Raw genomic sequence first — 26,734 nt, 5'->3', positions numbered from 1 at the left:
TCCGGCAGGTTCTCGTCCGGCGCGGCGCGCAGGTAATCGAGCGTCTTGCCCACCGTCCAGAACATCGGGACGGCAAAGGCCTCCTTCTGCATGAGACGGCCGGCGGAGCCTTCGGGGAAGGACAGGCCTTCCAGCACCGCCGCGCGTACCAGCGGGTTTAAAAGGCGCAAGGTCTGCAGGCGGTCATCATCATCGAGGCCTTCGAGCAGATCGACGGCATCGTCGCTGTCCAGCTCGTTGATGGCCTCGGCAAGTTCGATGGGCGGCAGCAGCTTGACCACGGCCTGGCGGGCGGCGCCATCCAGATAGGTCAGCACTTCGGGATCGAGGCGGCGGCGCAGATGGTGGACCACCTGCTCACGCCCGTCCGGGCCCAGTTTTTCCAAAAGGTCGGCAAGGTCGGCGGCGTGCACATCGGCCAGCAGCTCTTCGAGCGCGACCGTATCGCCGGCTTCCAGCGCCTCATCCACCGAGCGGATGAGGGTGCGCTGCGCTTCATAGGCATCTTCGGGCTGGGCTTCGGGCCGTGCTTCGTCGCTGAGATCGTTCATGATCCCTCCCTTCCCCGAGATAATCTGCCGGAATGCCTTTTTCCGGCCTCCTGCGGCCCCGCCGGGGGACCGCCCTTGCGGGCGGTTTGTTACTCGTTATCCCCGGCGGCGCAACAGGCTATTTAGTTTAGGAGGTCGGCCGCCTCAGGATGCCGCAGTGGCTTCCTCCCGGGCGGAGACGATCTGGGCATCAACGCAGGCAAGAGCGGCCATGTTGACGATGCCGCGCACCGATGCGGTCTGCGTCAGGATATGCGCCGGCTGGCGCACACCGATCAGCACCGGGCCGATGGACGGACCGCCACCGATGGCGCGGCCGAGATTGTGCGCGATGTTGGCGGCATCAAGGTCCGGCATGACCAGAAGATTGGCCGCACCCTCAAGCCGCGAGCTCGGGAACATCTGGGCGCGCGCGTCCGGGTTCAGCGCCATGTCGGCATGCATCTCGCCCTCGACCTCGAGGTTCGGTGCCTGCTCGAACAGCATCTGCATCGCCTTCTGCATCTTGCGCGCCGAATCATCGGAGCGGGTGCCGAAGTTGGAATGCGAGAGCAGCGCGACCTTCGGCTTGATGCCGAGGCGCTGGAGATAGTCGGAGGCCAGCAGCGTCTGGGTGACGATCTGCTCGGCACTCGGCTGGTCGTTCACCTGGGTATCGGTGATGAAGATGGTGCCGTTATTGAGCACCAGACCACCGATGGCCGCCGGCGCCGACACCCCGTCGGACAGGCCGATGAGGTTGGTGACATGCTCCAGATGGCGGGTGTAACGGCCGACGAGACCGCAGATCATCGCATCCACGTCACCGGCCTTCAGCATCAGCGCGGCGATGACGGTGGGGTTGGTGCGCACATAGGAGCGGGCGTTGTCGGGCGTCACGCCCTTGCGCTCGGTCAGCTCGTGATAAAGCCGGGTGTAACGGTCATAGGCGTCGCACTCGACCGGCTCGAACACCTCGAAATCCACCCCCGGGCGGATGCGCAGGCCGATGCGGTCGATGGTTTCCTGCATCGCCTCGCGGCGGCCGATGAGCACCGGCTTGGCCAGACCTTCATCGAGGATGACCTGGGTGGCCATCAGGATGCGGTCATTTTCGCCCTCGGCAAACACCACGCGGCGCGGATCGCTCTTGGCGCGGGTGAAGGCCGGACGCAGGGTCATGCCGGTCTTGAAGACGTATTGCGACAGGCTTTCGACATAAGCCGCCATGTCCGTGATCGGACGGGTGGCAACGCCGGTTTCCATCGCCGCGCGCACGACGGCGGGCGGGATCTTCTCGATCAGGCGCGGGTCGAAGGGCTTGGGGATGAGATAGGTGGGGCCGAACTTCAGCGTCTCGTCCGGGTAGGCGGCAGCCACCACATCCGACGGCTCCGCAAGCGCGAGGTCGGCAATCGCCTTCACCGTCGCGATCTTCATCTCTTCATTGATCGTGGTGGCGCCGCAATCGAGCGCACCGCGGAAGATGAAGGGGAAGCACAGGACGTTGTTGACCTGGTTCGGATAATCCGAGCGGCCGGTCGCCATGATGGCGTCGGAGCGCACGGCGGCGACCTCTTCCGGCAAAATCTCCGGCGTGGGGTTGGCAAGCGCCATGATGATGGGATTGGCCGCCATGCGGGCCACCATCTCCGGCTTCAGCACACGCGGGGCGGAAAGGCCGAGGAAAATGTCGGCACCCTCGATGATTTCGCCGAGGCTGCGGGCGGCGGTTTCCTGGCCGTAACGCTCCTTGCGCGGATCCATGTTGGTGTTGCGGCCCTTCCAGACCACACCATCAATGTCGCTGACCCAGATGTTCTCGCGCTTCATGCCCATGGAGACCAGGAGGTCAAGGCAGGCGAGCGCGGCGGCGCCGGCGCCGGAGGCGACCAGCTTCACCTCGTCCAGCTTCTTGTTGACGAGGCGCAGGCCGTTGAAGATCGCCGCCGTGACGCAGATGGCGGTGCCATGCTGGTCGTCATGGAAGACGGGGATGTTCATGCGCTCGCGCAGCTTCTCTTCAATGTAGAAGCATTCGGGCGCCTTGATGTCTTCAAGGTTGATGCCGCCGAAGGTGGGCTCCAGCGGGGCAACCACATTGACGAACTTGTCCGGGTCGGTCTCGTCCACCTCGATATCGAAGACGTCGATGCCGGCGAACTTCTTGAAGAGGACGGCCTTGCCTTCCATCACCGGCTTGGACGCCAGCGCGCCGATGGCGCCAAGCCCCAGCACCGCGGTGCCGTTGGAGATCACCGCGACGAGGTTGCCGCGCGCCGTGACGCTGAACACCTCGGCCGGGTTCTCGACAATCGCCTCGCAGGCAACCGCCACGCCGGGGGAATAGGCCAGCGCGAGGTCGCGCTGGTTTTCCATCGGCTTGGTCGCAACGATCGCCAGCTTACCCGGCGGGTTGTTGCGGTGATACTGGAGGGCATTTTCCCTGAGCTTGTCAGCTTTCTGGCTCATCGTTCCTATCGGCTCCGTGCGGGCTCGCGAGCAGCGTTATTTCGCAAGGCCTAGCCTTATGGAGCCCCCCTGTCCAGCCCAAGAAACCTGCGGGTTTTTTGCGTAAAAGAGACAGGGGCGCCATTGTGCAAGTGCAGCAAAAGTGCCGAGTCCCGCACAGGCGCTGGCCGGAAGCGGTTACGGGGGCGCAAAAGCAGGCACACTGCCATGCGCCAGACCCGAGGCAGGCATGCGGGCAGCGGACAAGGCTGAAAGGATGGTGAAAGGATCGCGGCGGGCCTGGCAACGCCGGCAGCCGGCGAAAAGAGCCGGAAAAAACAAAAGGCAGGCTCGAAGGCCTGCCTTGTTTGGCCCCGTCCTCACTGACGTGATCCGGGGTTTCTGATGGTGCGGTCGAGAAGACTCGAACTTCCACGACCTTTCGGCCACAGCGACCTCAACGCTGCGCGTCTACCAATTCCGCCACGACCGCACTTATCAGAACTGGTGCTTGCGGCCTTTCGACTTCAGCACCATATGGCCTCCGGAAACAGTGTTGGGCGCCTTGGTAGTCAGCGCCCTTGCTCCCGGTGCGGGAGGGAGATAGCAAAAGGCTTTCGGGGTAGCAAGCCCCGTTTTCAAGAAACGATGACGATGATGAATATGAGCGCCGCCAGAGCCCCCGAAACAGCCCCCGAAACCGCAGAAATGCTGGTTCCTGGCGTTGAAGACGCGCCGGAATGGCTGATTTCCGATAAGCCGGTCGACTATCCCGAAGCGCTGAAATTCATGGAAGAACGGGTGGAAGCGATTCAGGAAGGCCGGGCGCGCGAGCTCATCTGGCTCTTGGAACACCCCCCGCTTTATACCGCCGGCACCAGCGCGAAGACGGATGATCTGCTGCAGCCGGGGCGCTTTCCTGTCTATGACGCCGGGCGCGGCGGGCAATACACCTATCATGGCCCCGGCCAGCGTGTGGCCTATGTGATGGTGGATTTGCGCCGGCGCGGGCGCGACGTGCGCTGCTTCGTGCATAATCTTGAAGAATGGATGATCCGGGCGCTCGACCGCTTCAACGTAAAGGGCGAGCGGCGCGAGGGCCGGGTTGGCATCTGGGTGGCGCGGGGCGGCGAAGGCTGGCCGGGCCGCGAGGACAAGATCGGCGCTATCGGCGTGCGCATCCGGCGCTGGATCAGCTTTCATGGCATTGCACTGAATGTGGAGCCGGACCTCAGCCATTTTACCGGCATCGTGCCCTGCGGCATCAGCCAGCATGGCGTGACCTCGCTGGTCGATCTTGGCCTGCCGGTGACGATGGCCGATGTGGATGTGGCGCTGCGCGCTGCCTGGGACGAGGTGTTCGGCGCCGGGGCTCCTGCCCCGAGCTGCGAGGCGTAAGGCGCAGCAGGCAGGGCTGCCCTGACGACCCCACACTTTTCAGAAGCGTCATAAGCGCCTAGTTTTAGAGCAACCTTATAAAGCGCCCGGTCCCCTTCCCCCATCCCTGCGGCGGAAGGACGGGCGCTTTCTCCATCTTTATAAGAATAGACAGAAAGACCACGACATAATGGCCGACAAGCAGACGCCCAGCCGCCCGCCGCGCGGCCCCCGCCCCGCGAGCCGCACGGGCGGCAGCCAGGGCGAGACCCGCAACGGCGCCCCGAAGGGCGGCAGCCGGCCGGCCGGCGCCAAGAGCGGCGCCTCGCGCGCCGCCGGCGGCAAGCCGGGCGGCTTCAAGAGCGAAGGCGGTTTCAAGGCTGGCGGGTCCAGGGCCAGCGGGTCCAAAGAAGGTGGCTTCAAGCCGCGCGGTGAAGGCTTCAAGGGCAAAAGCGCAGCCGGCGCCGGTGGTGACGCCAGAACAGGTGAAGCGCGCCCGCCGCGCGCCCGCACGGCGCGCCCGATCCTGCAGGTGCCCAAGGCCCCGGCCCTCCCCCCGCGCGCCGAGCCGGTCGAAACCCCGGCCGCCGCCGCGCCGGTTGAAGGCGCCGCACCCGTTGCCGCGGCTGCTCCGCGCAAGCGCCCGACCAACCTCTCCATGCCGATCTGGCAATATGTGCGGCTGATGGTGGAGCTTGAGGAAGAAGCCAAGAAGCCGCGCAAGCGCCTGCTTGCCATCTGGCAGCGCTGGCGCAGCCACTGGCAGGAGATGGACAAGCGCCTTGAGCAGCTGGCCAAGAGCGACCACGGCGCCTACTCCACCGCGATGATGAAGCAGCAGGTGGAGATGGGCCAGATGGAGCCGCGCGAGGCCAAGGAGGCCGAGCTTGCCCTGCGCCGCGTGCTCTCGCAGATGAAGAGCCGCCTGCAGGCTGCCCAGGGCTCCGACCCGACCTATGCCCGCGACCTCAATTTCGAGATCGCCGGCATCGAAGAAACCCGCAAGAAGCTGGAAGCGATGAGCTGACGGCAGCCCCGTCAGCCATCCACTCCCCTTCGCCGCATGCTCTGGCTCAGCCTCGCCCTTCTTGCCGCGCCGCTCCTCCTCGCCATTCTGGCGACACTGGCGGCGACGGTGTGGACGGGCGTGCCGAGCCAGTCCAGCTCCCCCGGCGCGGTTGCCGCCGCCGTCGAGATCGTGCCCGAGGAATTTGACGGCACCATCATCGATGCCGGCGCCGGCTGGGGCGCGCTGACCTTCTCCCTCGCCATCCGCTTTCCCGAGTGCCCGGTGATTGCCGTCGAGCTGTCGCCGCTACCCTGGCTTTTCCTGCAACTGCAACAGCGGCTTATCTACCGCCTGCCCAATGTGCAGATCATCTTCGGCGATTTTAACCGGCTCAGCTTCCATGGCGCCGATCTTGTGGCCTGTTATCTGACGCCGCCCGCCATGGCGCGACTTGCCCCGAAGCTGAAGGCCGAGCTGCAACCCGGCAGCCTTGTTGTCAGCAACAGCTTTGGGCTGCCGGGCTGGCGCCCCATCGACACCGTCAAAATCCCCGACGATACCGACGGTAATCTGGTCGCGCTTTATTGCCGGTAGGTTACTAGCGCTGGCCACCCGCAACGGGCAGCGATAAGGTTAACGTCAAGGGGTGGTGACACCCCGGCCGGGTGGCATAACCGCGCATGCAGGGCCCGGCAGAAATTTGAGTTTCCGGCAGGTTTGCCGGGCTTTTCGAGAAGAAAGTCAGAAAGGGAAATGGCCCCCATGTCCGGTTCCATCGACGAACGCCTGCGCCAGCTCGGCATCGAGCTTCCCGTCGCAGCCGCGCCCGCCGCCAATTATGTGCCCTATGTCATCACCGGTTCGCTGCTGTCGATCTCCGGCCAGCTGCCGATGAAGGACGGCACGCTGGGCTGGAAGGGCCAGGTGGGCGACGCCGTGAGCGTGGAAGACGGCCAGGCCGCCGCGCGCCAGTGCGCCATCAACATCATCGCCCAGATCCGCGCCGCGCTGGAGGGTGATCTCGACCGCGTGGTGCGTATCGTGCGCCTTGGCGGCTTCGTCAGCTGCGGCGCCGATTTCGGCGACCAGCCGAAGGTCATCAACGGCGCTTCCGATCTGATGGTGGCCGTATTCGGCGACAAGGGCCGCCACAGCCGCGCTGCGGTGGGCGTCAGCGCCCTGCCGTTCGGCGCCAGCGTCGAGGTTGATGCGCTGGTCGAGATCGCCTGATCTCTGCCCCAAACCAGAAAAGCCCGCCCCCACGGCATTGCCAGGGGGCGGGTGAAACCACCCGGAACCCGCCCAGAGCCGCATGTGAGTTGCCCTTGATACCGGTGAGCAGCCCCGAGCCGATGGTCGACCCGCTGACGCAGCCGCGCGATCCCTTCCTGGATGCGTGTACGGATGTGACGCTGGTGCTCGACCCCAATGGCCGGGTGCGCTCCGCCCAGGCAACGGGCCTTACCGGCGGGGTGGAAAGCGTTGCCCAGATTCTGACCGGCATGCCGCTTTCCGCCATCGTGGGCAGCCACTTTGCCGATCTGGTCGAACCGTCGCGCCGGCAGATGGTGGCCCGCGCCCTCTCGCGCCTGCGGCTGGGTGAGCGCCTGCCGCCGATCAGCCTGCGCCTGCTCAGCTCCCATGGCGCCAGCCCGCCGCTGGTATTGAGCGGCGCCCGGCTGCCGGCGACGGAAGGCGACTTCCATCTGGCGCTGACACAGGCGCCGCGTCTTGGCGCGCTTAACCGCACCACCCATCCGCGCGACCCGGACACGGGCCTGCTCGACCGCGACGCCTTCGTGGCGGCGGCGGCCACGCATCTGGCCGCCATCAGCGCGACGGGGGCGCCGGCCTGGCTGACCCTGATCGATCTTGGCCAGCTGGCCGAGGCGCGCACCTATCTGACGCCCGATTCCATCGGCAAGGTGACGCTGGAAATCGGTGCCTACGTACAGGCGCTTTCCGCCGGCGGCGATGCGGCCGGTGTGGTGGGGCATGACCGCATTGCCCTGCTGCATGGCGCCGGCATCGATGGCGCCACCGTCTCGCAGGATATCCAGGGCCTGCTGGCACGCAGCTGGCGCGACGGCAAACCGGGCCGCCCGCTGATCCTCAGCCTGTCGCCCCCCGCCAGCGCCCCCGGGCGCGAGGCGGTCGGCGCCGTCGACACCGCCCTCAAGACCGTACTCTCCCGCTTGGACGCAGCCATTCCGCTGACGCGGGCGGCCAGCGTGGAAACGCTCGGCCCCGGCACGGCGGAAGAGGCGGTGCGCCCCAATGCGGCCCCGACGGATCCGCGGACGGTGGAAAGCGGGCGCCAGCTGCGCACCTTCGGCCGCTATGTCATGCGGACGGATTATACGCTGGTATTCCAGCCCATCGTCGATATGGAGAGCCGGCAGGTCCACCATGTCGAGGCGCTGGCCCGCTTTACCGACGGCACCGAGACCGCGACGCTGATCGGCTTTGCCGAGGAGATCGGCATGGTCGAGGAATTCGACCTCGACGTGGTGCGGCAGATCCTTGAAACGCTGGCCCGCTCCCCGGAAAGCCGGCTGAAGATCGCCGCCAATATCTCGGGCTATTCCATGCAGTCCGGCAATTTCCTCGCCGCGCTGCTGCAGTTGCTGGATCGCCACCCGGTGGGCGCCGACCGCCTGCTGTTCGAGGTGACGGAGACCAACCGCATCGACCGGCTGAGCGAGGTCAACGGCTCGGTGCAGGCGCTGCGCCGGCGCGGGCACAAGGTGTGCCTTGATGATTTTGGCGCCGGCTCGGCCGCCTTCCATTACCTGCGCGCGCTTGAGGTCGACATGGTGAAGATCGACGGGCTTTATACCGACGCGATGCCGGCCTCGCCGCGCGACCGCGCCATCGTGCGGGCCATTGCCGGCATGTGTGACGAGCTTGGCATCCGTGCGGTCGCGGAAAAGGTAGAAACGGAAGAGCAGTTGACCCTGCTGCTGAAAGCCGGTGTGCGTTCCGGGCAGGGTTATCTCTTCAGCCATCCGCAGGAAAAGCCGGAACGCTACTGGAGCCACCCTGAAACCGTGGCCTGAGGCCCCGGCAGGAGCCGCCTACCCATGCCCGACCAGACCGCCGCAGTAACCCTGCGCCTTGTCTCCGCGCTGAGCGAGGTGCCGGCTGCCGACTGGGACCGCTGCGCCGGTAACGGCAACCCGTTTCTCTCCCATGCCTTTTTGCAGGCGCTGGAAGAAAGCGGCTCGGTCAGCGCCGAAACCGGCTGGCTGCCGCAGCATCTGGTACTGGAGGACGAAAGCGGACGCCTTGTGGGCGCCGTGCCGCTTTATCTCAAGAGCCACTCGGCCGGCGAATATGTCTTCGACCATGGCTGGGCGGATGCCTATGAGCGCGCCGGCGGGCGGTATTATCCCAAGCTGCAAAGTTGCGTGCCCTTTACCCCGGTGCCGGGCCCGCGCCTGCTGGTCGCCCCGGATGCGCCGGAAGGCACCCGCTCCACCCTGATTGCCGGACTTGAAAAGGCGCTGGAGGTGCATGGCGCCTCCTCCCTCCACATCACTTTTCCGGAGGAAGAGGACTGGCAGGCGCTGGGGGCTGCCGGCTGGCTGCAGCGTATCGGCCACCAGTATCACTGGCACAATGACGGCTATGGCAGCTTCGAGGACTTTCTGGGCGCCCTCAACTCCCGCAAGCGCAAGGCGATCCGCAAGGAACGGCGCGAGGTGGCGGAAAGCGGGATCAGGCTGCTGAACATCACCGGCAGCGAGCTGACCGAGGCGCATTGGGACGCCTTTTTTGAGTTCTACATGGATACCGGCAGCCGCAAATGGGGCCGGCCCTATCTGAACCGCGAGTTCTTTTCCCTCATCGGCGAGCGCATGGCGGACCGCATCCTGTTGGTGATGGCGCAAGAAGAGGGGCGGTTTGTCGGCGGCGCGCTCAACCTCATCGGCAGCGATGCACTTTACGGGCGCAACTGGGGCTGCCTTGAGCATGTGAAGTTCCTGCATTTCGAGGCGTGTTATTACCGCGCCATCGATTTTGCCATCGAGCGCGGCCTGGCCCGCGTGGAAGCCGGCGCCCAGGGCGAGCACAAGGTGCAGCGCGGCTATCTGCCGGTTGCCACCTACAGCGCCCACCTGATCGCCGACCCGGCGCTCTCCGCGCCGGTGGCACAGTTTCTTGCCCGCGAGAGACGGGCTGAGCTGGCCGATATCGAAGCCATGCGGCGGGAATGGTCCCCTTTCCGCCACACGGAGGGTGGCGGACCGGATGCCTGCCGCTGAGGGCAGGCGACGGGCACGGGCTTACTGACGCTCCCAGTACCAGGCGACATACATCTGCTTGCGGTCGTGCCCGCGCTCTTTCAGCAACTCGCGAACAGGACGTATGGCGGACCGCTCGCAGGCGATCCACACATAGGTATCGCTCTCCGTCGCCCTGATGGCGTCGCAGATGGCGCCGGCCAGAACATCCGAGGCCCCCCCGGCCGGATAGCAGGCACGGTGCAACCAGCGCAGATCGAGCTCACCTGAACAGGCAAGAGGCTGTTCTTCCGCCGCATCCGCCACCTCGATGATGGCCTGCACGCGGGTACCGGCTGGAACTTCCGCCACGATACGCGCCATGGCCGGAAGCGCTGCCTCATCTCCGGCCAGGAGAATTCTGGCCGACTGCGGAATGCCGCCCCCGCCTGGCCCCATAAGAGCAACCCTTTCGCCCGGCAACACGTCACGGGCAAAATCGGCGCCGGGCGTCGGCACACCCTCGGCCGGGTGCTGGAGGAAATCTATCCAGAGCTCGCGGCGCGCAACATCGACGGCGCGGATGGTGTAGACGCGCACCAGCAGCTCATCTTCTCCCTCCGGCCAGGCAATCCGGCCATCGGCGCGAAAACTCGGCCAGACCGGCGCCCTGCCCTTCGGCGGAACCAGCAGCCGGACATGAATGCCATCGCCGATAAAGGGCGCCACATCCGCGCAGGCGAACTTCACCCGGCGCATGTGCGGGGTGACATTCTCGGCGCTGACGACCGTTACCTCGTGGATGTTTGGCAGCGGCACCGGCGGCGCGGGGACAGACCAGCTGAGCTCGAATGGTTCCTCCCCGGCGAAGTAATAAAGATGCTCGGCGAGGATGTTACGGCTCATCTGCAGCGCCGCCTCGCTGGGGCTGGCCAGCTCGATCAGGAGCCTGCCTTGCTCGAGCCTGATCGAGGCCTCGCCGATATCGCTCTTCAGCCACGCCCCGCCGGTCGTGCGCCGGACCTCGGAATGCTCGACAAAATGCTCGCAGATTTCATCGAGCATGCCTTCGGCGTTCTGTGGCAGCGCAATGCCCGAGAGGCTGAATTTCGAAAGCTGGGTCATGGGCGTGCGCCATCCTGGGAAAGGACATCGGCCGGCACGGTCAGTCCGCTGCCGCGCCGGACGGGATTACGGGGAACGATCAGGGGCGTGCCGGTTACCGGATCGGGAATGATCAGTGCAGGCAGGCCAAAAACCGTGGCAACAAGCTCTTCCGAAATGGCCACGGACGGCGGACCTTCGGCGACGATGGTGCCCTTGTGCATGGCAATCAGATGGGTGGCATAACGGCAGGCCTGGTTGAGGTCGTGCAGCACGGCCACCACCGTGCGCCCTGCCGTATTGAGACCAGCCAGCAGATCGAGCAGTTCGATCTGGTGGGCGATATCGAGAAAGGTCGTCGGCTCATCGAGCAGCAGCAAGGGCGTTTCCTGCGCCAGAACCATGGCGATCCACACCCGCTGCCTTTGCCCGCCGGAGAGCTGGTCCACCGGCTCGCCGGCAAGATCGGAGATACCGGTGACAGCCATCGCCTCGGCCACGGCCTGCCGGTCAGTGGCGGACCACTGGCGGAAAAGCGACTGATGCGGATAGCGGCCCCGGGCCACCAGATCGACCACCGTTATGCCGTCAGGGGCCAGCGGCGTCTGCGGCAACAGGCCGAGCCGGCGTGCGACCTCCTTCGTCGGCAGGCTTCTTATGTTGGCACCATCCAGCACGATTTCGCCCTGACGGGGAGCAAGCAGCCGACTGAGGGCCTTGAGCAGGGTGGATTTACCGCAGGCGTTCGGCCCGACGATCACGGTGAAGGACCCGTCCGGGATCGTCACCGAGAGGTCCTGCACGACGGTTCGTTCGCCGTAACGCAGCGTCACGGCATGGGCCTGAAGTCTGTTCCCGGTCATTTGCGCCCATCGCTGGCAAGCAGCCACAGAAAATAGAGGCCGCCGATGTTGAAGGTCATGATGCCGACAGGCAGCTGGAAACCGAGGGCATGCTGCGCAGCCCAATCGGCCATCACCAACAGAAGCCCGCCCATCAGCGCCGACGGCAGAAGCAGAGCGCCCGCCGAGCGCGAGAGGCGCCGGGCGAGCTGCGGTGCCGCCAGGGCCACGAAGGCGATCGGCCCGGCCGTTGCCGTTACCACGGCCACAAGCGCGACGCCGACCAGCGCCAGAAAAAGCCGCGTGCGTTCCGGCAACACCCCGGAAGCCACCGCGACGGCCTGCCCCAGCTCCAGCTGGCGCATGGGGCGCGACAGCACAAAAACCGCCGGCAGAAGCAGCAGAAGGCAGAACGACGTCGCCGCCAGCTGCTCGCGCCCAAGACCGTTGAGCGAACCGGCGGCCCATTGAGCCGCCGATATCGCGACCTGCAAATCCGCCTTGCGGATCAGCCAGACATTGGCAGCGGACAACATGGCAGCCACACCGATACCGACCACAACCAGCCTGAAGCCATCGACACCCCGACGCCAGGTGAGAAGGTAGATGGCGGCGGCCGTGCCGATCCCCCCCACCAGCGCGCCAACGCTCGTTTCGGCATATCCGCCGGAAAAAACCAGCATGACAATCAGCACGCCGGTATAGGAGCCGACGGAAAAACCCATGATATCGGGAGAGCCAAGGGGATTGCGCGTCAGCGACTGGAAGATGGCACCGCTGATGCCCAGCGCCATACCGAGAACGACGGCAAGGCAAGCGCGGGGCAAGCGCCACTCCAGTACCACCAGCCGCAACATGTCATCCCCGCCGCCCGCAAGCACGCGGACCACATCGCCAGGGGTGATGGCATAGTCGCCGCTGGTAAGCGAAAGCAGGACAAAAACCAGACTGGCCGCGAGCATGAGGCCAGAGGCCAGCAGCCCGCGGCGGGAGAGCCGGACGGACAACCGTCCACCCGCCATGGCCAGCGCAACCGACCCGTCGCCGACATCCTGAAGACGGTTCACAGGGCACTCGCTTTCTGCCGGCGCACAAGCGCGATCAGCAAGGGGGCCCCCAGAAATGCCGTGACCACCCCGGCTTCAAGTTCGCCCGGTTGCAGCAGCAAACGCCCGGCCACATCGGCCGCCAGCAAGAGGCACGGCCCGAAGACCAGACTGCCCGGAAGGATCCGGCGCTGGTCCGGCCCGAGCAGCCAGCGTGCCGCATGGGGTGTCATGAGACCGATGAAGCCGATGGGGCCAACAGCGGCCGTTCCCGCCCCGGCCAGGAGAGTGATGGCCAGACCGGCAAGCAGGCGCGTGCGCACGACCCGCGTGCCGAGGCCACGCGCCAGACTGTCGCCCAGCGCCAGCGCGTTGAGCGCGGGCGCGATGGAGAGGGCGATGAGCAATCCCGCAGCAATAAAGGGCGCCGCGGCAGAGACGGTCGCCATGTCCCGGCCCGCCAATGCCCCCAGCATCCAGAGCCGCATGCTGTCAAAAGCCAGCGGGTTGAAGAGTGCGATGGCTGAGCCGAAACCGTGAAGCACGGCCGTCGTGGCAACACCGGCGAGCAGGAGCCGGATCGGCGTTGCTCCGTCCCGGCTCGCCATGCCGATGGCATAGACGAGCAGCGCGGCAGCGACCGCGCCGGCAAAAGCGAACCAGAGCTGGAGGCTGATCAACTGAAATCCGAAAAGGCCGACAGCGAGCGTCACGGCAAAGGCCGCCCCGGCATTGACGCCGAGCAAACCCGGATCGGCCAGCGGGTTGCGCGTCGTTGCCTGAATCAGCGCGCCGGCCAGTGCAAAGGCCGCCCCGCACAGAAGCCCCAGCAGGGTGCGTGGCAGGCGATAGTCAAGAACGGCGATGTGATCCGGCAGGCGGCCATCATAGGCCGTCAGGGCATCCACAACGACAGGCAGGGGAACGGACCGTACGCCTACGGCAAGGCTGAGCAGGCAAAGAACGAGCAGGGCGGCGCAGCCCGATACCAGCACAAAGCCCGTACCCGGCAGCCTCCGCCGGCCTGCCGGCGCGGATGAAGGCGGCACTGAATTCATGGGGCGAGGCCGGCCCGGACGGCCGAAGCGACGGGTGTCTCCGGATCGCCATCAACTGCCGCAGAGATGTCAGCCTCAAGCTCGCTGGCAGCGAAAGGCAGGGAGAGGATACTGCCGAAAGACATGGCGGCGGCCAGCAGATCGCCGGCAAACACCTCGCGTCCGTCAAGATGTGCTTTCAGGGCCTTGCGCATCGGCAGGGCGGCAAGGTCCGGCGCCTTGTCATAGGAAGAAACCCAGACCAGCAGGTCGCACTCGAGCGCCGAGAGGTCTTCCGGCGAAAGCTTGTGATAGAAGCCCCCGGCCTCCTCAAGCCGCTTCATGGCGGGAGGAGGCTGGAAACCCAGCTGGGAGAGAAACTGCCCGCGCGTATCGGCGGGTGCAAAAACCCCGGTCTCCCCGCCATAATGATAGGCGGCCACAGCGGTGCGCCCGACCCAGTCCGGATGGCTGCCCCGCAGGGCGGCGAACTGCTGCCGGGCAGCCGCGACAAGGTCTTCTGCCCGTTGCGCCTTGCCAACGGCACGCCCGATGAGCAGCGCCATCTGATCCCACGCCATGCCATAGGCCGGTGCTTCCGGCGGCTGCATGAGCACCGGCGCGACACGTGAAAGGGCGGCATATTCAGCAGCGTTAATGCCGGAGCCGATCGCGACGATGAGGTCCGGCTTCAAAACCGCAACCTTCTCCAGACCGATATTGCCCTTGAGCAAAACAGGCGCCGCTGCGCCAAGCTGGGCGCGGGCCCATGGCCACACCCCATAGGGCTGGTCGCCGAACCACTCGCGAATGCCGACCGGCACGATGCCGAGAGCAAGTAGGGCATCCTGGGTGGTGTAGCCGATGGAGACAACACGCTGTACCGGCCGCGACAGAACCGTCGTTCCGAACGCGTTGGGAAAGCTGGGGGCATCCTGCGCCAAAGCCCGCCGGGGGCGGGCATTGGCCGCAAGCAGCGCTGCAGAAAGGCCGGCGAGCATGGCGCGGCGGCCGAAGGTGACAGGCGTCATCGGCGACGCTCCCCTTCCAGAACAACAGACAGGCTCGAAACCCGGACCGGGGATTGACGCCCCGGCCCGGGCTCCGGGCGTTACCAGGTGTAGCGAAGCGTCGCCAGAACCTCGCGGCGGTCGCCATAGAAGGCGGTGTTGCTGTAGGTATCGACGTCCGTGACATAGACACGGTCGAAAAGGTTCGTCGCATTGACGGAGAAGGAGGCGTTTTCGGTGATCTTGTAGGTCACGGCAGCGTCAAACACGATCCGCGACGGCAGTTCCACCGTGTTGGCATTGTCGCCGTAGAGCCCGTCGACATAACGGCCGCCGAAACCGAAGGTCAGATCGCCAACCGGATCATTGCCGGGAACGGTATAGCTCGCCCATAGCGAGGCGACATTGGTCGGCACCGTTTCAGGCCGATTGCCGATCAGGCTCGTATCCACATCGTCCTTGATCTCGGCATCCCAGTAGGCATAGGAGCCGATGAGATCGAGCCGGTCGGTGAGGGCGAACTTGCTCTCGAACTCCACGCCGCGGACATTGATTTCGCCGACTTGATACTGGGCCGTGTAGGACGAATTGTACTGCGCGACGTTCTTCTGTGTCAGGTCGAAGAGCGAGAGGGTGAAGAGCGCATCCAGCCCCTCCGGCTCGAATTTGGTGCCGACCTCGTACTGCTCGCCTTCCTGCGGCTTGGCGCTTCCCACCAGCAGGGAGCGGTTGGCGTCCATCGGCTGAAAAGACTGCGAATAGTTGGTGTAGACGGACAGCTCGTCCGTCACCTTGTAAGTGAGGCCGGCGCGCGAGGTGAATGCTTCATCGATCGCGGAAACGTCGGTGACGGTATCGCCCGAACCATAGTCGGCCACCGTATAGGAGTGGGTGTCGACATGGTCGTACCGCCCTCCCAGCGTCACGATCCATTGCCTGGCGACCGTCAGTTCCTCCTGCAGGTAGCTGCTGCGGATCGTCTGGGTGGCATCGGTCTGGGAGTCGGAGGTGAAGGTGATGCCGCCAACGCCAACATAGGTGGGATCGTCGATGTCGATCCCGGCGAGCGTACCGTCACGGCGGTGTTCGCTCAGGTCATCGTGCTCATAGCTGAGGCCGGCGAGCGTCTTGCTGTCGAAAATGCTGAAGCTGCGGTCATATTGCAGCTGGTTGTCGATGTCGAAGCGCTTGGCGTTGCCATCGATCGCCAGCGCCGAGCGACCGGCCGAGACACCCGACGACCCGGCATAAACGGAATCATAGGTCACATCGAGATCGGTGAAGCGGGCATTCTGGCGCAGCTCGAAGCCATTGCCGAGATTGTGCCGGACCTCATAGCCGACATTGCGCTCCAGCGTATCCATCCGGTCAAAATCCGGTTCACCGAGATAGGTGTCCGGATCGATGCCCGACCCATAGGGAATGCCGTGTGACGTGCTGCCATTGCGCTTGTTGTAGCTGGTCAGCACAGTGACATCGGTATCGACCGAGGGGCTGTAGCGCAGGGATGGCGCAAGATAGACACGGTCGTCGCGGCTTTCCTCGATCCCCTGCTCGGCATCCTGCCACTTGCCGACCACACGGTAGCTCCAGATGCCAGCCTTATCGAGCGGGGCGCCGAAATCGGTTCCGGTTTCGACATGGCTGTTTTCGCCGACCGTCGTATAGGCCTCCCCGAAACTCAGATCCTGCTGCGGACGCTTCGAGATGGCGTTGGCAATGCCGCCGGGCTGGGAAAGACCGAACAGGGTCGAGTTTGCCCCCTTCAACACCTCCAGGCGCTGAAGGCCGTATGTCTCCATGCGGCCGGTGGTAAAATTGTTGCCGCGCATCGGCAGCCCGTCGAGATAGGTGCTGAGCCCGGTGCTGTAGAAGCCGCGGATCAGGTAATGGTCATAGCGGTTATCCGACCCGTAGACGTCGGTATAGACGCCCGGCGTGTAGGACAGCGCCTGGTCGAGGGTCTTGACGCCGCGTTCCTCCAGCTCCTTTTCGGTCACGATGGAAACCGAAGCCGGCGCATCCAGCAGGGGCGTATCGGTCTTGCTGCTGGTGCGGGTGTTTTTGGCAACGATGCTGGTATCCGGCCCAACCGCAGACTCCCGCTCGTCGGTAACGACGACGGGGCTGAGGACCACAGCTTCAGCGTTATCGTCCGTCGCTGCCTGCGCCAGTGCCTGCGGCGCCGCCAGGAGAGCTGAACTGGACAAAAGCGCGATCAGGCAGCGCTTTTTCCCGGCGCTCGGGCTGATCCGTCGGGTGAACGGCAAAGCAGTGCTTCCCAGGAACGTTGCCATTTGGGCCCTTCGTCAGAATTTGAGGTTTTACAAAACGAGACCGTAGGGGTATCGCTGACAGCGCCCCATCGACATTGATAATCAATCTCACTTAATGCCGCGGCAAACTCAAGTCAATTTGGCGCCATATAATTGACAAATTTTTGCCGTAGTTAATTTTTTACAGAATATATGTCATAAAAATTAGCTATTTGCGCCCAAGCTCTAACAACATGAATTTGTTACATCCTATTGATTTTCGTACGGAACCGCGGGCTGACACCGCGCAACGATCCGGCAAAGACTCGTGTGAAATACCGACAGCACAAAGACCACGCCGGTGACGAGCATCACCGCGCTTCCGGAGCCTTGTTGTTCGGAAATGCCTGGAGAAGCCGCCCCCGAAGGTCGGGAAAGAACGCAAGGCCCCCTTGCCCGGCAAAGCTGCGGCAAACCAGCAGGGCCGCATCAGGCAAGACGCGACGCGATTTCGGTCACGATAAAAACGTCCGGGAGCACCGACGATAAGGCCGCCGCGTCAATCGCACGTCTTAAAACAACAAAGCCGCCCGGTGAGGGGCGGCTTTGTGAAGGGGCGTTCAGTGAAGTGTTTCTCCTGCGTCCAGTTCGAGAGCCTCGACCAGCAAGTCCTCGACATCCTCGATCAGCACATCCTCGTCCAGATGGTCTTCAAACGCGTCCACTGCCGAATTGAACGCAGCCTGTGGCGACCGGCCGGCGGCAACGCTTGCGTCAAACACCAGTCTGGCTTCCGCCAGACCGAGCATCAGCTGGAACTCAACGCTCATACGAGGTTCTCCTTTGCCCAAAAGGAGGTGACGGGGATGAGGATTTCACCCCGGCAAAGCCCAAGCTGGAGAGTGGTGAAGCAAGCCGTGGCAATCGGCGTTCCGGCAAGCCGGAAAACCCTTGAGCATCCCCTCGGCGGCGCATCCCCCACCCGCCGGACCTGCCTTGAAACGGCAGGTATCCTGCGGTTCCCAGAGCCTCACCAGAAAACTATATATGGAGGATTGCTGCGCCGCAAAGCCAATATATTGGTAAACGCACTATTAATTGCGGTTCATGCGACAACCCACCGCAACAGGAGGAGGGTGGCAACGCCGGCAACGATGGCCAAAAGCGTCGGAAGCCGCCGCGCTGCAACAATGGTAACCGCCGATGCCACCCACATCAAAACGCCGCCTGCCGCCACCTGCGGCGCGACCAGCGCGATGAGCACGGCGCCGGGCAGCGCATCGAGCGCCGCTCCCAGCCGCCCCTGCGGGCGCAGATGCCCCAGCAGCAGGAAGCCGGAGATGCGGGTGAGGTAAGTGCCCGCTGCCATGCCGGAAAGTGCCAGTAGCGCCGTCGGGTGGAGGGTAAAGAGATCGGCGGTCATGACAGCGCCTCCTGCGCGTCGAGCGGGCGGCCCTGTCTGGCGGCGCCGGGTTGCAGGGCACCGACAAGACTGCCGGCAAGGGCGCCGATGATCACGTACCAGACGCCTGGCAGCCATTCATGGGCAAGGATGGCGGCGGCGCCGCTGACGAGCCAGGGCAGGACCGAGCGCTTGCCTTGCCAGAAGCCGCCGGCAAGGCAGAGCATGATGGCAACGAAGACGAAATCGAATCCGAAACGGGCGGGATCGTCGACCACGCCGCCGACCACGGCACCGATGGCGGTTGAGACCGACCAGGTGCCGTAAAGCGGAGCACACAGGCCGAGATAATAGGCAAGGCTGAGGTGGCCGGCATTGGCGCGGCGCAGCGCCAGCGCCCAGCTTTCATCGGTCAGGAAAAACAGGCCGGTCAGCGCACGCAGCAGGCCGAAGCGGCGAACCTGCGGCGCAATCGCCGCGCTCATCAGCACATGGCGCAGATTGACGACGAAGACGGCAATGGCGAGCCCCAGCACCGGGACAGGCTGCGTCCACATCTCCACCGCCACGAACTGCGAGGCGCCGGCAAAGGTGGTGAGGCTCATGAGGGTGATCTCGGCCGGGGACATGCCCTTCTGTACGCCGAGCGCACCGACAAGCAGGCCAAACGGCGCCGCCGCGACCAGCAGCGGCAGCACGGCGATCACCCCGTCAAAAAAATCCGCCCGGCGGCCGGCCGGCGGCAACTCCCGCATCGTCATGGTGAAAACCCGAACCCCTGGTGGCTTTTATCTGCCTGCCAGATCTAGGGGGTGGCGGGTGCGGCGTCTTGTACCAGATTGCAAACGGGCAAAAACCCGCCGGGTCAGGCGGTTGCCCGGCCCAGAAAGGCGCTGCGATAGGCACCGGGGGTCACCCCGATCCTGGCCTTGAAGGCCTTACCCAGGTGCGCCTGATCGAAAAAGCCGACCGAGGCTGCGACATCGGCCGGGCTTTCGCCCTGCCCCAGCAGCAGGCGGGCAGCGTTGACACGCTGGTTGGTGAGCCAGGCAAGGGGCGTAAAGCCGGTCTCCCGCCGGAATGCGCGGATCAGGCGGAAACGGTCAAGCCCGGCGGCCGCCGCCACCTCATCAAGGCCAAGCGAGCGGTCCAGATGGGAACGCATGAAATCCATTGCCGCGCCGACAGCCCCTTTTTCGCCGCCCACCGCGGGCAAGGCGGCCGTCAGATCGGCATGGCGCAGCAGCAGTTTTGCCATCACAGTGCAAAGCGCACTGTCCCTTGCGAGCAGGTCGGCGCTGGTCTCCAGCGTTTCATGCAGGCCAAGCAGCAATCGCGCGGCTTCGGGATCGCGCACGATCGTCTGTCGAAACCACGGAATGCCCGTCGGCCGGTCCATCAGCTCGCTGGCCAGTTGCTGCATCAGATCGGTCGAGGGGTAGAGCATGCGGTAGGCGTACCCCTCCGGACCCGGCGCGCCATCGTGCTTTTCCAGCGGATTGACGAAGCTGACATCGCCCGGCGTCGCCACCAGCGAGGCGCCGCGGCATTCAAACAGCTCGGCCCCACGCTCAATGAAACCGACGACGAAGGTTTCGTGGGAATGCGGGGCATAGACGTGATTGTGAAACTCGGCGCGCAGGCACTCGAGATCACCAAAGCGGGAATCGCGCCAGAAACAGGTGAAGTCCCCCTGCCCCATCCGTTCCGGGTCAATGCTGCTGCGCTGATCGGTGATGCTGGCCAAGGGAGCCCGCTTTCGCCTGAGAGAATAAAAAAGCCCCCCGCACCGCTTCGGCGCGAGGGGCTTTTCCGGTTTCGATCCACTGCCGATCGCGCCCGGCAGTGGAAAGTCTTACTCGACCATCTCGGGCACGGAGCCCTTGCCGGCCTTGTTCTTCGGCGGATCGACGAAGACGAAGGCAGGCTTGTCGTCCTTGATCTCGACCCGGACGGTACCGCCCTTGGTGAGACGGCCGAAGAGGATTTCCTCGGCAAGCGGCTTCTTGATGTACTCCTGGATCGTCCGGCCCAGCGGGCGGGCACCATAGAGTTCGTCATAACCGCGTTCGGCAAGCCAGCCACGGGCCTCGTCGCTCAGCTCGATGATGATCTGGCGATCGGTGAGCTGGGCTTCAAGCTGCATGACGAACTTGTCGACCACACGCTGGATGGTCGCCGGGGTCAGGCTGGCGAACGGAATGGTCGCATCCAGACGGTTGCGGAATTCCGGCGTGAACAGCTTCTTGATGGCTTCCTGATCCTCGCCCTCGCGCTTCTGGCTGCCGAAGCCGATGGCCGGCTTCTGCATGTCGGAGGCGCCCGCATTGGTGGTCATGATCAGAACCACGTTGCGGAAATCGACATTCTTGCCGGTGTGGTCGGTCAGCTTGCCGTGGTCCATCACCTGCAGAAGGATGTTGTAGAGGTCGGGATGCGCCTTCTCGATCTCGTCGAGCAGCAGGATACAGTGCGGATGCTGGTCGACGGCATCGGTGAGCAGGCCGCCCTGGTCGAAACCGACATAACCCGGCGGGGCACCGATAAGCCGCGAGACGGTGTGCCGCTCCATATATTCCGACATGTCGAAGCGGATGAGCTCGATCCCCATCAGATGGGCGAGCTGCTTGGCCACCTCGGTTTTGCCGACGCCGGTCGGGCCGGAGAAGAGGTAGCTGCCGATGGGCTTCTCCGGCTCGCGCAGGCCCGCACGGGCAAGCTTGATGGCGGCGGAGAGCTGCCGGATCGCCTCGTCCTGGCCATAGACCACGGTGCTGAGGTCGCGCTCCAGCGTCTGCAGCATTTCCTTGTCGTCGCGGCTGACCGACTTCGGCGGGATACGGGCGATCTTGGCGACCACCGCTTCTATATCCTTGACCGAGATGGTCTTCTTGCGGCGCGATTCCGGCAGCAGCATCTGGGCGGCACCGACCTCGTCGATCACGTCGATCGCCTTGTCCGGCAGCTTGCGGTCGCCGATATAGCGGGCCGACAGCTCCACCGCCGTCTTGATGGCATCGTGGGTGTAACGGACCTTGTGGTGATCTTCGTAATAGGGCTTGAGCCCCTCGAGGATCTTGATCGCATCCGGGATCGACGGTTCATTGACGTCGATCTTCTGGAAGCGGCGCACAAGGGCACGGTCCTTCTCGAAGTAGGAGCGGTATTCCTTGTAGGTGGTGGAGCCGATGCAGCGCAGCGAGCCCTGGGCGAGCGCCGGCTTCAGGAGATTGGACGCATCCATGGCGCCGCCGGAGGTGGCGCCGGCACCGATGACGGTGTGGATTTCGTCGATGAAGAGGATGGCGCCCGGATAGGACTGCATCTCCGTCATCACCGCCTTGAGACGCTCCTCAAAGTCACCGCGATAGCGGGTACCGGCGAGCAGCGAGCCCATATCGAGCGCGAAGATGGTGCAGTCGGCCAGAACTTCCGGCACTTCCTTGTTGACGATGCGGCGGGCAAGGCCTTCGGCAATCGCCGTCTTGCCCACGCCGGGGTCGCCGACGAAGAGCGGATTGTTCTTGGAGCGGCGGCACAGCACCTGGATGGTGCGCTCCACCTCGCTCTCGCGGCCGATGAGCGGATCGATCTTGCCCTGGCGCGCCTTCTTGTTGAGGTCCACGCAATAGGCATCCAGCGCCTCGCGGCCCTTCTTGACCACTTTCTCACCGCCTTCGGTCTCTTCCTCCGCGCCGGAGACACGGCGGGTCTCGCCATAGCCCGGGGCCTTGGCGATGCCATGGGAGATGAAATTGACCGCGTCCAGACGCGTCATGTCCTGCTCCTGCAGGAAATAGACGGCGTGGCTCTCGCGCTCGGAGAACAGCGCGACGAGGACGTTGGCGCCGGTGACTTCTTCCCGGCCCGAGGACTGGACGTGGATGGCCGCGCGCTGGAGAACGCGCTGGAAGCCGGCCGTGGGCTTGGCATCTTCAGGACGGGTAAGGACGATGTCGTCCATCTCGTTGTCGATGAAATCGCCGAGTTCGCGGGAAAGCTTGCCGATATCGACGTTGCAGGCCTTGAGCACGGAGATCGCGTCCTGGTCCTCGGTGAGGGCCAGCAGCAGATGCTCGAGCGTCGCATACTCATGGCGGCGATCATTCGCCAGCGCCAGGGCGCGATGCAGTGTCTGCTCCAGATTCCGTGAAAGCATGGGCCGCTAATCCTTCTCTAGGGTACACTGCAACGGATGCTGATGCTGACGCGCGAGGTCGATGACCTGGTTCACCTTGGTTTCGGCAACCTCGTAGGTGAACACGCCGCACACGCCGACACCGCGCCGGTGCACATGCAACATAATCTGGGTGGCTTCCTCACCACTCTTGTTGAAAAACCGCTCCAGAACATGAACGACGAACTCCATGGGAGTGTAGTCGTCATTCAGCATGAGAACCTTGTACATGGACGGCTTCTTGGTCTTGGCGCGCGTCTTGATGACGACGCCGGTGCCGGAATCGCCGTTACGATCCGACCCACCGCCGTCCGTTCCGCCAGAGGCCGTCACCACGCCAGAGGCAGAGAGACTTTCGACCATTACCGCTGTGCCTTCCATTACTCTCGATCCCGCATCCGGACTGGCGGCCGCCAGCCAGGTTCAGAAGGTCATGGTAAGCCAAGCCGGGCACCCTTGAACAGGGGGCGAAAGAGCTGCCCTTCACCCTTCGATCTCAGGCAGGAAGCCCCGGCGGCTGACCACGATACCAACATGATTTAGGTGAACCGGGCACGATTAAAAGAGCACCCCAAAATGTCTGTGTGAACAAGCTCTCCCTAAGCATAGCCGCGGCACCCCGAAGGATGCCGCCGCGGTGCATCCGGTGCCCCTCCCAAAGACAAAAAAGGCGCCCTCCCGAAACCGGAAAGGCGCCCTTGCTGACAAAACCCCTCGGCCCGCAACCTTGCCCGGCCAGCCAGCCCGGCAAGATACCTGCGGGCAAGGCGGATCAGGCGGCCTTCTTCGACCAGAGATCGACCAGCACCGTCACCTGATCGGTAAGCGGTTCGCTGGCGGCGGTAGAAAGGCTGACCATATTTTCGCCGAGCTTCGTGCCTTCGCTCATAAGACTGTCGAAGCTGGAGCGGGCATAGGCGCTCTGCAGGTCAAACACCTCGCGCAGGCTGTGGGCACCGAGCAGGGAACGGAAGGTTTCGACCTGGAGATCGAGCGACGCTTCAGCGAACTTGACCATCGCCGCACCGATCTCGTCGAAGCCCTTGCTCCAGATGGCGCCGGATTTTGTCACTGCCTCCAGCCCCTCGCGGCCGGCAGCACCGACATAACCGGCGCCGGCAAACAGGCTCTTGGCGGACTTGTCCACCTGCGCACGCAGGGTATCGGCCTGCTCGCGGCTGACGGCGACATTCTGCTCCACCTGCTGGCGCAGGCGGTCAAGCTGCTGGCGGGCCAGTTCGACGGACTGCTCGAACTGCCGGGTCATCGTCTCGCGTGCCGCTTCCATCGCGGCCTCGACATTATCGACGGCAGCCTGGGCGGCAGCGGTCTCGACCGCCACCATCTTGCGGGTTGTCTTGGTCACCGCCTCGGCGGCCCTGGCAGCGGGACGGGTTGCCTTGGCGGCCGTCTCGATAACGGTGTCGGCGGCCGCATCGGTGGCGGCGGTAGCGGGGGTATTGGTGGCCATGTCGCAAACTCCTCCGGAAGGTCAGGTTTGGCTCGATTGCCAGATGGGCGCGACGGCTGCCGGGCCTTCAGGAGGCGGGGAAACCGACGGGCCGGGCGATGCACTGCCTGTCACAGATTTGTTGCATCGCAATATAAGGAAATATGCCGACGATTTCGGCCATTTGTCAATAATTTTGTGCACTGCACAATAAGCTCTTCACCAGCCTGCGAAAGGCGCACGCCGGCCACCAGCCCAAGGTGGTGATTACCCATGCGGTTACTATCCCACTTTTTTGGTGCAACTATCCTGCAAGCTGCGGCAAGGTGGCGGACATACTCTGGATGGACCGACCTGGACCGGTCCCTCTCCCTCACTGGAAAGCGGTCAAGATGACCTACTGCCTCGGCATGAAGATCAATGAAGGCCTTGTGGTTCTGGCGGATGGACGCATCACCGCCGGCACGCAGGTAACCGTGGCCCGCAAGGTCGTGCTGCTTGGCGAAGGCAAGAACCGCATCTTCTTCATGAGCTCGGGGCTGCGCAGCGTGCGCGACAAGGTGCTCGCCTACTGGAAGCGCGAGATGAATGACGGCGGTGCCCTGCCTTACGATACCGTGCTGGACGCGCTTAACGCATATTGTCGCATCTTGCGCAGGGTGGCGGAGGAGGACCGCTCGTTCCTCGAGGAATCGAACCTGCCCTTCAACCTGCACGCCATCATCGGCGGGCAGCTGGCAGACGACAAGGAACCGCAGCTCTTCATGGTCTATCCGGAAGGCAACTGGGTGGCCGTGGATGAGCGCACGCCCTACTTCACCATCGGCGCGACCCCCTATGGCAAGCCGATAGTGGACCGGGCGCTGACGCCGGAAACGCCGCTGACCATGGCGCTGAAGATCGCCTATCTCAGCTTTGACAGCACGCGCGTCAGCGCGTCCGATGTCGGCTATCCGCTTGATATCCTTTGCATGAGCAAGGATCGCACTTGGCGCCAGGCCCAGTTCGAGGCCGATGACATGGTCGAGCAGCGCCAGTGGTGGAACAGCAATATCAAGGCTCTGGTGGCCAGCATGCCCGAGGGCGGCTGGATGGAGCCGCTGCTGCCGAACCCGCGTCCCGCTGCCGGCAATGGCCCCGGGCTGACGCTGGTCTCCGACCAGCAGTGATGTGCCGGGTGGCCGGCACCTGACCCGCCGGCCCGACCTCAAGATGAACACATGGCGTTAACCGCTTGGCAAATTTCTCTTGCCATAATTGCGGCAGGTTCTTGATTTTTTCCTGCGTTGTGTGAACAATGCAGGCCTAGACACTGGAATCATTGGTTTTTATAGTGGCTCCAGAAAAGCAGGAATTGGGCACCACCCGGGCATGGGTCGGGATACGGGTTCAGGACTATCGTTAAAGAGGGGATGCCGCCTTGGCACTGACACTTAATCGCCGTAGCCAACGGGGCGTCTTCGTCCTGGTCCTTTCAACCATCCTTGCCCTTACTCTCAGCCTTTCCGGCCCGGCAGAGGCCGCCAAGAAAAAGCCGGTGACGCAGCCGGCACGCGATGCCTCGATTATCATCGACTACGCCACCGGCCGCGTGCTGGCGGAAAGCAACGCCGATGAGCCGCGCTACCCGGCCTCGCTCACCAAGATGATGACGCTTTACCTGCTGTTCGATGCGCTGCAGCACAAGCAGGTCTCGCTCTCCACCCCGTTCAAGGTTTCTTCCCACGCTGCTGCCCAGGCGCCGTCCAAGATCGGCATTGCCCCGGGCCGCACGCTGACGGTGGAAGAAGCCATCCATGCCCTGACCATCAAGTCCGCCAACGACATCGCCGTCGTGGTGGGCGAGAATCTGGGCGGCAGCGAGCCGGCCTTCGCGCAGCTGATGACCCAGCAGGCGCGCCGCATGGGCATGAGCCGCACCACCTTCGCCAACGCCAGCGGCCTGCCGAACTCGCGCCAGAAGACCACGGCACGCGACCTCGCGACGCTGTCGCGGGCGCTGATCCATGATTTCCCGCAGTTCTATCACTACTTCTCCGATACCGAAGCGACGGTGGCCGGCGTGCGCATTACCACGCACAACCACCTGATGCTCTCCTATGACGGCATGGACGGGCTCAAGACCGGTTTCATCGGTGCTTCGGGCTTCAACCTCGCCTCCTCCGCCGTGCGTGACGGCCGCCGCCTCGTGGGCGTGGTGATGGGTGGCCCGACCGCCAACATCCGCGACAAGCAGATGGCCCAGCTGCTCGACGCTTCGTGGAACAAGGTCGGCACCTCGCCGTCGCTGCCGGTCACCCAGATGGCGAGCGCCGCCCCTGCGGCTGCCGTGCCGCTGCCGGTCGAACGTGCCCAGAGCACCATCGACGAGACGGTGGCCAGGCAGGCCCCGGCCCCGCAGCTCAGGAGCTTCGATGTCGCCAGCGCCGATACCAGCATCGTGATGCCGCCGCCGCGTCCGGTCGGTTCCTTCGATGCCGAGGTGGACGACCCCTACATGATCCAGATCGGCGCCTTCGGCGACCGTGCCTCCGGCAACAGCGCGCTGGATACCGCCCACCGCAAGGTGGCGACCCTGGGCGCCTTCGAGCCCAAGGTGGTTCCGGGCAAGCTCAAGAGCGGCAAATACATCTACCGCGCCCGCTTCATCGGCCTCAACCAGGCCGAAGCCCTGCAGGCCTGCCGCCAGTTGAAGCGCGTTGGCAATGACTGCCTGGTCATGAAGGACGATCAGGGCTGACCCCCTGCTCCTTTCCGACCGGTACGAACAAAAAAGGCGGACCCTCAGGGTTCGCCTTTTCTCATTCCAGGAGTTATC

Annotated in this window: 23 protein-coding genes and 1 tRNA gene (1 of these 24 only partly in view); 8 read left to right on the top strand and 16 right to left on the bottom strand. The window is 64.4% G+C overall.

Annotated elements, in window-relative coordinates:
- The 3 genes from mgtE to QTL98_RS06215 form a co-directional block, all read right to left on the bottom strand.
- Nucleotides 1–551 carry the start of a magnesium transporter gene (mgtE, locus tag QTL98_RS06225; RefSeq protein WP_445681362.1) on the bottom strand. It extends 847 nt beyond the left edge of the window, so 551 of the gene's 1,398 nt are visible here — the first part of the coding sequence; the start codon lies at nucleotides 549–551; its stop codon lies beyond the left edge, outside the window.
- Between the two features lie 144 nt (nucleotides 552–695).
- Nucleotides 696–3,002, bottom strand: coding sequence for an NADP-dependent malic enzyme (locus QTL98_RS06220; RefSeq protein WP_445681361.1), 2,307 nt, complete (start codon nucleotides 3,000–3,002; stop codon nucleotides 696–698).
- Nucleotides 3,003–3,387: 385 nt separating this feature from the next.
- Nucleotides 3,388–3,474 (bottom strand) — tRNA-Leu (locus tag QTL98_RS06215).
- Between the two features lie 161 nt (nucleotides 3,475–3,635).
- Here QTL98_RS06215 and lipB point away from each other — a divergent pair.
- The 6 genes from lipB to QTL98_RS06185 all read left to right on the top strand — a co-directional run bounded on the left by lipB (nucleotide 3,636) and on the right by QTL98_RS06185 (nucleotide 9,635).
- Nucleotides 3,636–4,379: a lipoyl(octanoyl) transferase LipB gene (gene lipB, locus QTL98_RS06210; protein ID WP_445681360.1), complete on the top strand. Its 744-nt coding sequence runs from the start codon at nucleotides 3,636–3,638 to the stop codon at nucleotides 4,377–4,379.
- Nucleotides 4,380–4,548: 169 nt separating this feature from the next.
- Nucleotides 4,549–5,385, top strand: coding sequence for a hypothetical protein (locus QTL98_RS06205; protein WP_445681359.1), 837 nt, complete (start codon nucleotides 4,549–4,551; stop codon nucleotides 5,383–5,385).
- A gap of 36 nt (nucleotides 5,386–5,421) precedes the next feature.
- Nucleotides 5,422–5,961, top strand: a complete 540-nt coding sequence (locus QTL98_RS06200) for a class I SAM-dependent methyltransferase (RefSeq protein WP_445681358.1) — start codon at nucleotides 5,422–5,424, stop codon at nucleotides 5,959–5,961.
- A gap of 168 nt (nucleotides 5,962–6,129) precedes the next feature.
- Entirely contained in the window at nucleotides 6,130–6,597 is a 468-nt protein-coding gene (locus QTL98_RS06195; RefSeq protein ID WP_445681357.1) for a RidA family protein, read from the top strand.
- Between the two features lie 104 nt (nucleotides 6,598–6,701).
- The gene (locus QTL98_RS06190; protein ID WP_445681356.1) at nucleotides 6,702–8,426 is read left to right on the top strand and encodes an EAL domain-containing protein; all 1,725 of its coding nucleotides are present in this window, start codon (nucleotides 6,702–6,704) and stop codon (nucleotides 8,424–8,426) included.
- Nucleotides 8,427–8,450: 24 nt separating this feature from the next.
- A complete protein-coding gene (locus QTL98_RS06185) occupies nucleotides 8,451–9,635 on the top strand; it encodes a GNAT family N-acetyltransferase (RefSeq protein WP_445681355.1) in 1,185 nt (394 codons plus the stop codon).
- Nucleotides 9,636–9,656: 21 nt separating this feature from the next.
- Here QTL98_RS06185 and QTL98_RS06180 read toward each other — a convergent pair whose 3' ends face one another.
- The 13 genes from QTL98_RS06180 to QTL98_RS06120 form a co-directional block, all read right to left on the bottom strand.
- Entirely contained in the window at nucleotides 9,657–10,718 is a 1,062-nt protein-coding gene (locus QTL98_RS06180) for a DUF2218 domain-containing protein (RefSeq protein WP_445681354.1), read from the bottom strand.
- Nucleotides 10,715–11,560 (bottom strand): ABC transporter ATP-binding protein, encoded by an 846-nt coding sequence (locus tag QTL98_RS06175; RefSeq protein ID WP_445681353.1) that lies wholly within the window; start codon nucleotides 11,558–11,560, stop codon nucleotides 10,715–10,717. The genes QTL98_RS06180 and QTL98_RS06175 overlap by 4 nt, the downstream gene beginning before the upstream one ends.
- The gene (locus tag QTL98_RS06170; RefSeq protein WP_445681352.1) at nucleotides 11,557–12,606 is read right to left on the bottom strand and encodes a FecCD family ABC transporter permease; all 1,050 of its coding nucleotides are present in this window, start codon (nucleotides 12,604–12,606) and stop codon (nucleotides 11,557–11,559) included. The genes QTL98_RS06175 and QTL98_RS06170 overlap by 4 nt, the downstream gene beginning before the upstream one ends.
- Nucleotides 12,603–13,643, bottom strand: coding sequence for a FecCD family ABC transporter permease (locus QTL98_RS06165; protein WP_445681351.1), 1,041 nt, complete (start codon nucleotides 13,641–13,643; stop codon nucleotides 12,603–12,605). Before QTL98_RS06165 ends, QTL98_RS06170 begins: the two co-directional genes overlap by 4 nt.
- Nucleotides 13,640–14,653 carry an ABC transporter substrate-binding protein gene (locus QTL98_RS06160; protein ID WP_445681350.1) on the bottom strand — a complete coding sequence of 338 codons (1,014 nt, stop codon included), beginning with the start codon at nucleotides 14,651–14,653 and terminating at the stop codon, nucleotides 13,640–13,642. Before QTL98_RS06160 ends, QTL98_RS06165 begins: the two co-directional genes overlap by 4 nt.
- 80 nt (nucleotides 14,654–14,733) lie before the next feature.
- Nucleotides 14,734–16,842 carry a TonB-dependent siderophore receptor gene (locus tag QTL98_RS06155; protein WP_445681349.1) on the bottom strand — a complete coding sequence of 703 codons (2,109 nt, stop codon included), beginning with the start codon at nucleotides 16,840–16,842 and terminating at the stop codon, nucleotides 14,734–14,736.
- Nucleotides 16,843–17,507: 665 nt separating this feature from the next.
- Nucleotides 17,508–17,717 (bottom strand): hypothetical protein, encoded by a 210-nt coding sequence (locus QTL98_RS06150; protein WP_445681348.1) that lies wholly within the window; start codon nucleotides 17,715–17,717, stop codon nucleotides 17,508–17,510.
- A gap of 275 nt (nucleotides 17,718–17,992) precedes the next feature.
- Complete coding sequence (locus tag QTL98_RS06145) at nucleotides 17,993–18,310, bottom strand: branched-chain amino acid transport AzlD family protein (RefSeq protein ID WP_445681347.1); 318 nt, start codon at nucleotides 18,308–18,310, stop codon at nucleotides 17,993–17,995.
- Entirely contained in the window at nucleotides 18,307–19,050 is a 744-nt protein-coding gene (locus tag QTL98_RS06140; RefSeq protein ID WP_445681346.1) for an AzlC family ABC transporter permease, read from the bottom strand. Before QTL98_RS06140 ends, QTL98_RS06145 begins: the two co-directional genes overlap by 4 nt.
- 104 nt (nucleotides 19,051–19,154) lie before the next feature.
- Nucleotides 19,155–20,036: an AraC family transcriptional regulator gene (locus QTL98_RS06135; protein WP_445681345.1), complete on the bottom strand. Its 882-nt coding sequence runs from the start codon at nucleotides 20,034–20,036 to the stop codon at nucleotides 19,155–19,157.
- A gap of 108 nt (nucleotides 20,037–20,144) precedes the next feature.
- Entirely contained in the window at nucleotides 20,145–22,448 is a 2,304-nt protein-coding gene (clpA, locus tag QTL98_RS06130) for an ATP-dependent Clp protease ATP-binding subunit ClpA (protein ID WP_445681344.1), read from the bottom strand.
- A gap of 6 nt (nucleotides 22,449–22,454) precedes the next feature.
- Nucleotides 22,455–22,829 carry an ATP-dependent Clp protease adapter ClpS gene (gene clpS / locus QTL98_RS06125; RefSeq protein WP_445681343.1) on the bottom strand — a complete coding sequence of 125 codons (375 nt, stop codon included), beginning with the start codon at nucleotides 22,827–22,829 and terminating at the stop codon, nucleotides 22,455–22,457.
- 409 nt (nucleotides 22,830–23,238) lie between these two features.
- The gene (locus QTL98_RS06120; RefSeq protein ID WP_445681342.1) at nucleotides 23,239–23,937 is read right to left on the bottom strand and encodes a phasin family protein; all 699 of its coding nucleotides are present in this window, start codon (nucleotides 23,935–23,937) and stop codon (nucleotides 23,239–23,241) included.
- A gap of 371 nt (nucleotides 23,938–24,308) precedes the next feature.
- Here QTL98_RS06120 and QTL98_RS06115 point away from each other — a divergent pair, with 371 nt between their 5' ends.
- Together QTL98_RS06115 and QTL98_RS06110 are read left to right on the top strand one after the other, a co-directional pair.
- Nucleotides 24,309–25,085 carry a proteasome-type protease gene (locus tag QTL98_RS06115; protein ID WP_445681341.1) on the top strand — a complete coding sequence of 259 codons (777 nt, stop codon included), beginning with the start codon at nucleotides 24,309–24,311 and terminating at the stop codon, nucleotides 25,083–25,085.
- A gap of 251 nt (nucleotides 25,086–25,336) precedes the next feature.
- Nucleotides 25,337–26,656 carry a serine hydrolase gene (locus tag QTL98_RS06110; protein ID WP_445681340.1) on the top strand — a complete coding sequence of 440 codons (1,320 nt, stop codon included), beginning with the start codon at nucleotides 25,337–25,339 and terminating at the stop codon, nucleotides 26,654–26,656.
- The last annotated feature ends 78 nt before the right edge of the window (nucleotides 26,657–26,734 follow it).

It is taken from the genome of Radicibacter daui, assembly GCA_030657355.1.
Lineage (GTDB): Bacteria > Pseudomonadota > Alphaproteobacteria > Radicibacterales > Radicibacteraceae > Radicibacter > Radicibacter daui.
The sequence above is the reverse complement of the archived record's forward strand: the minus strand, read 5'-3'. Positions and strand labels throughout refer to the sequence as shown.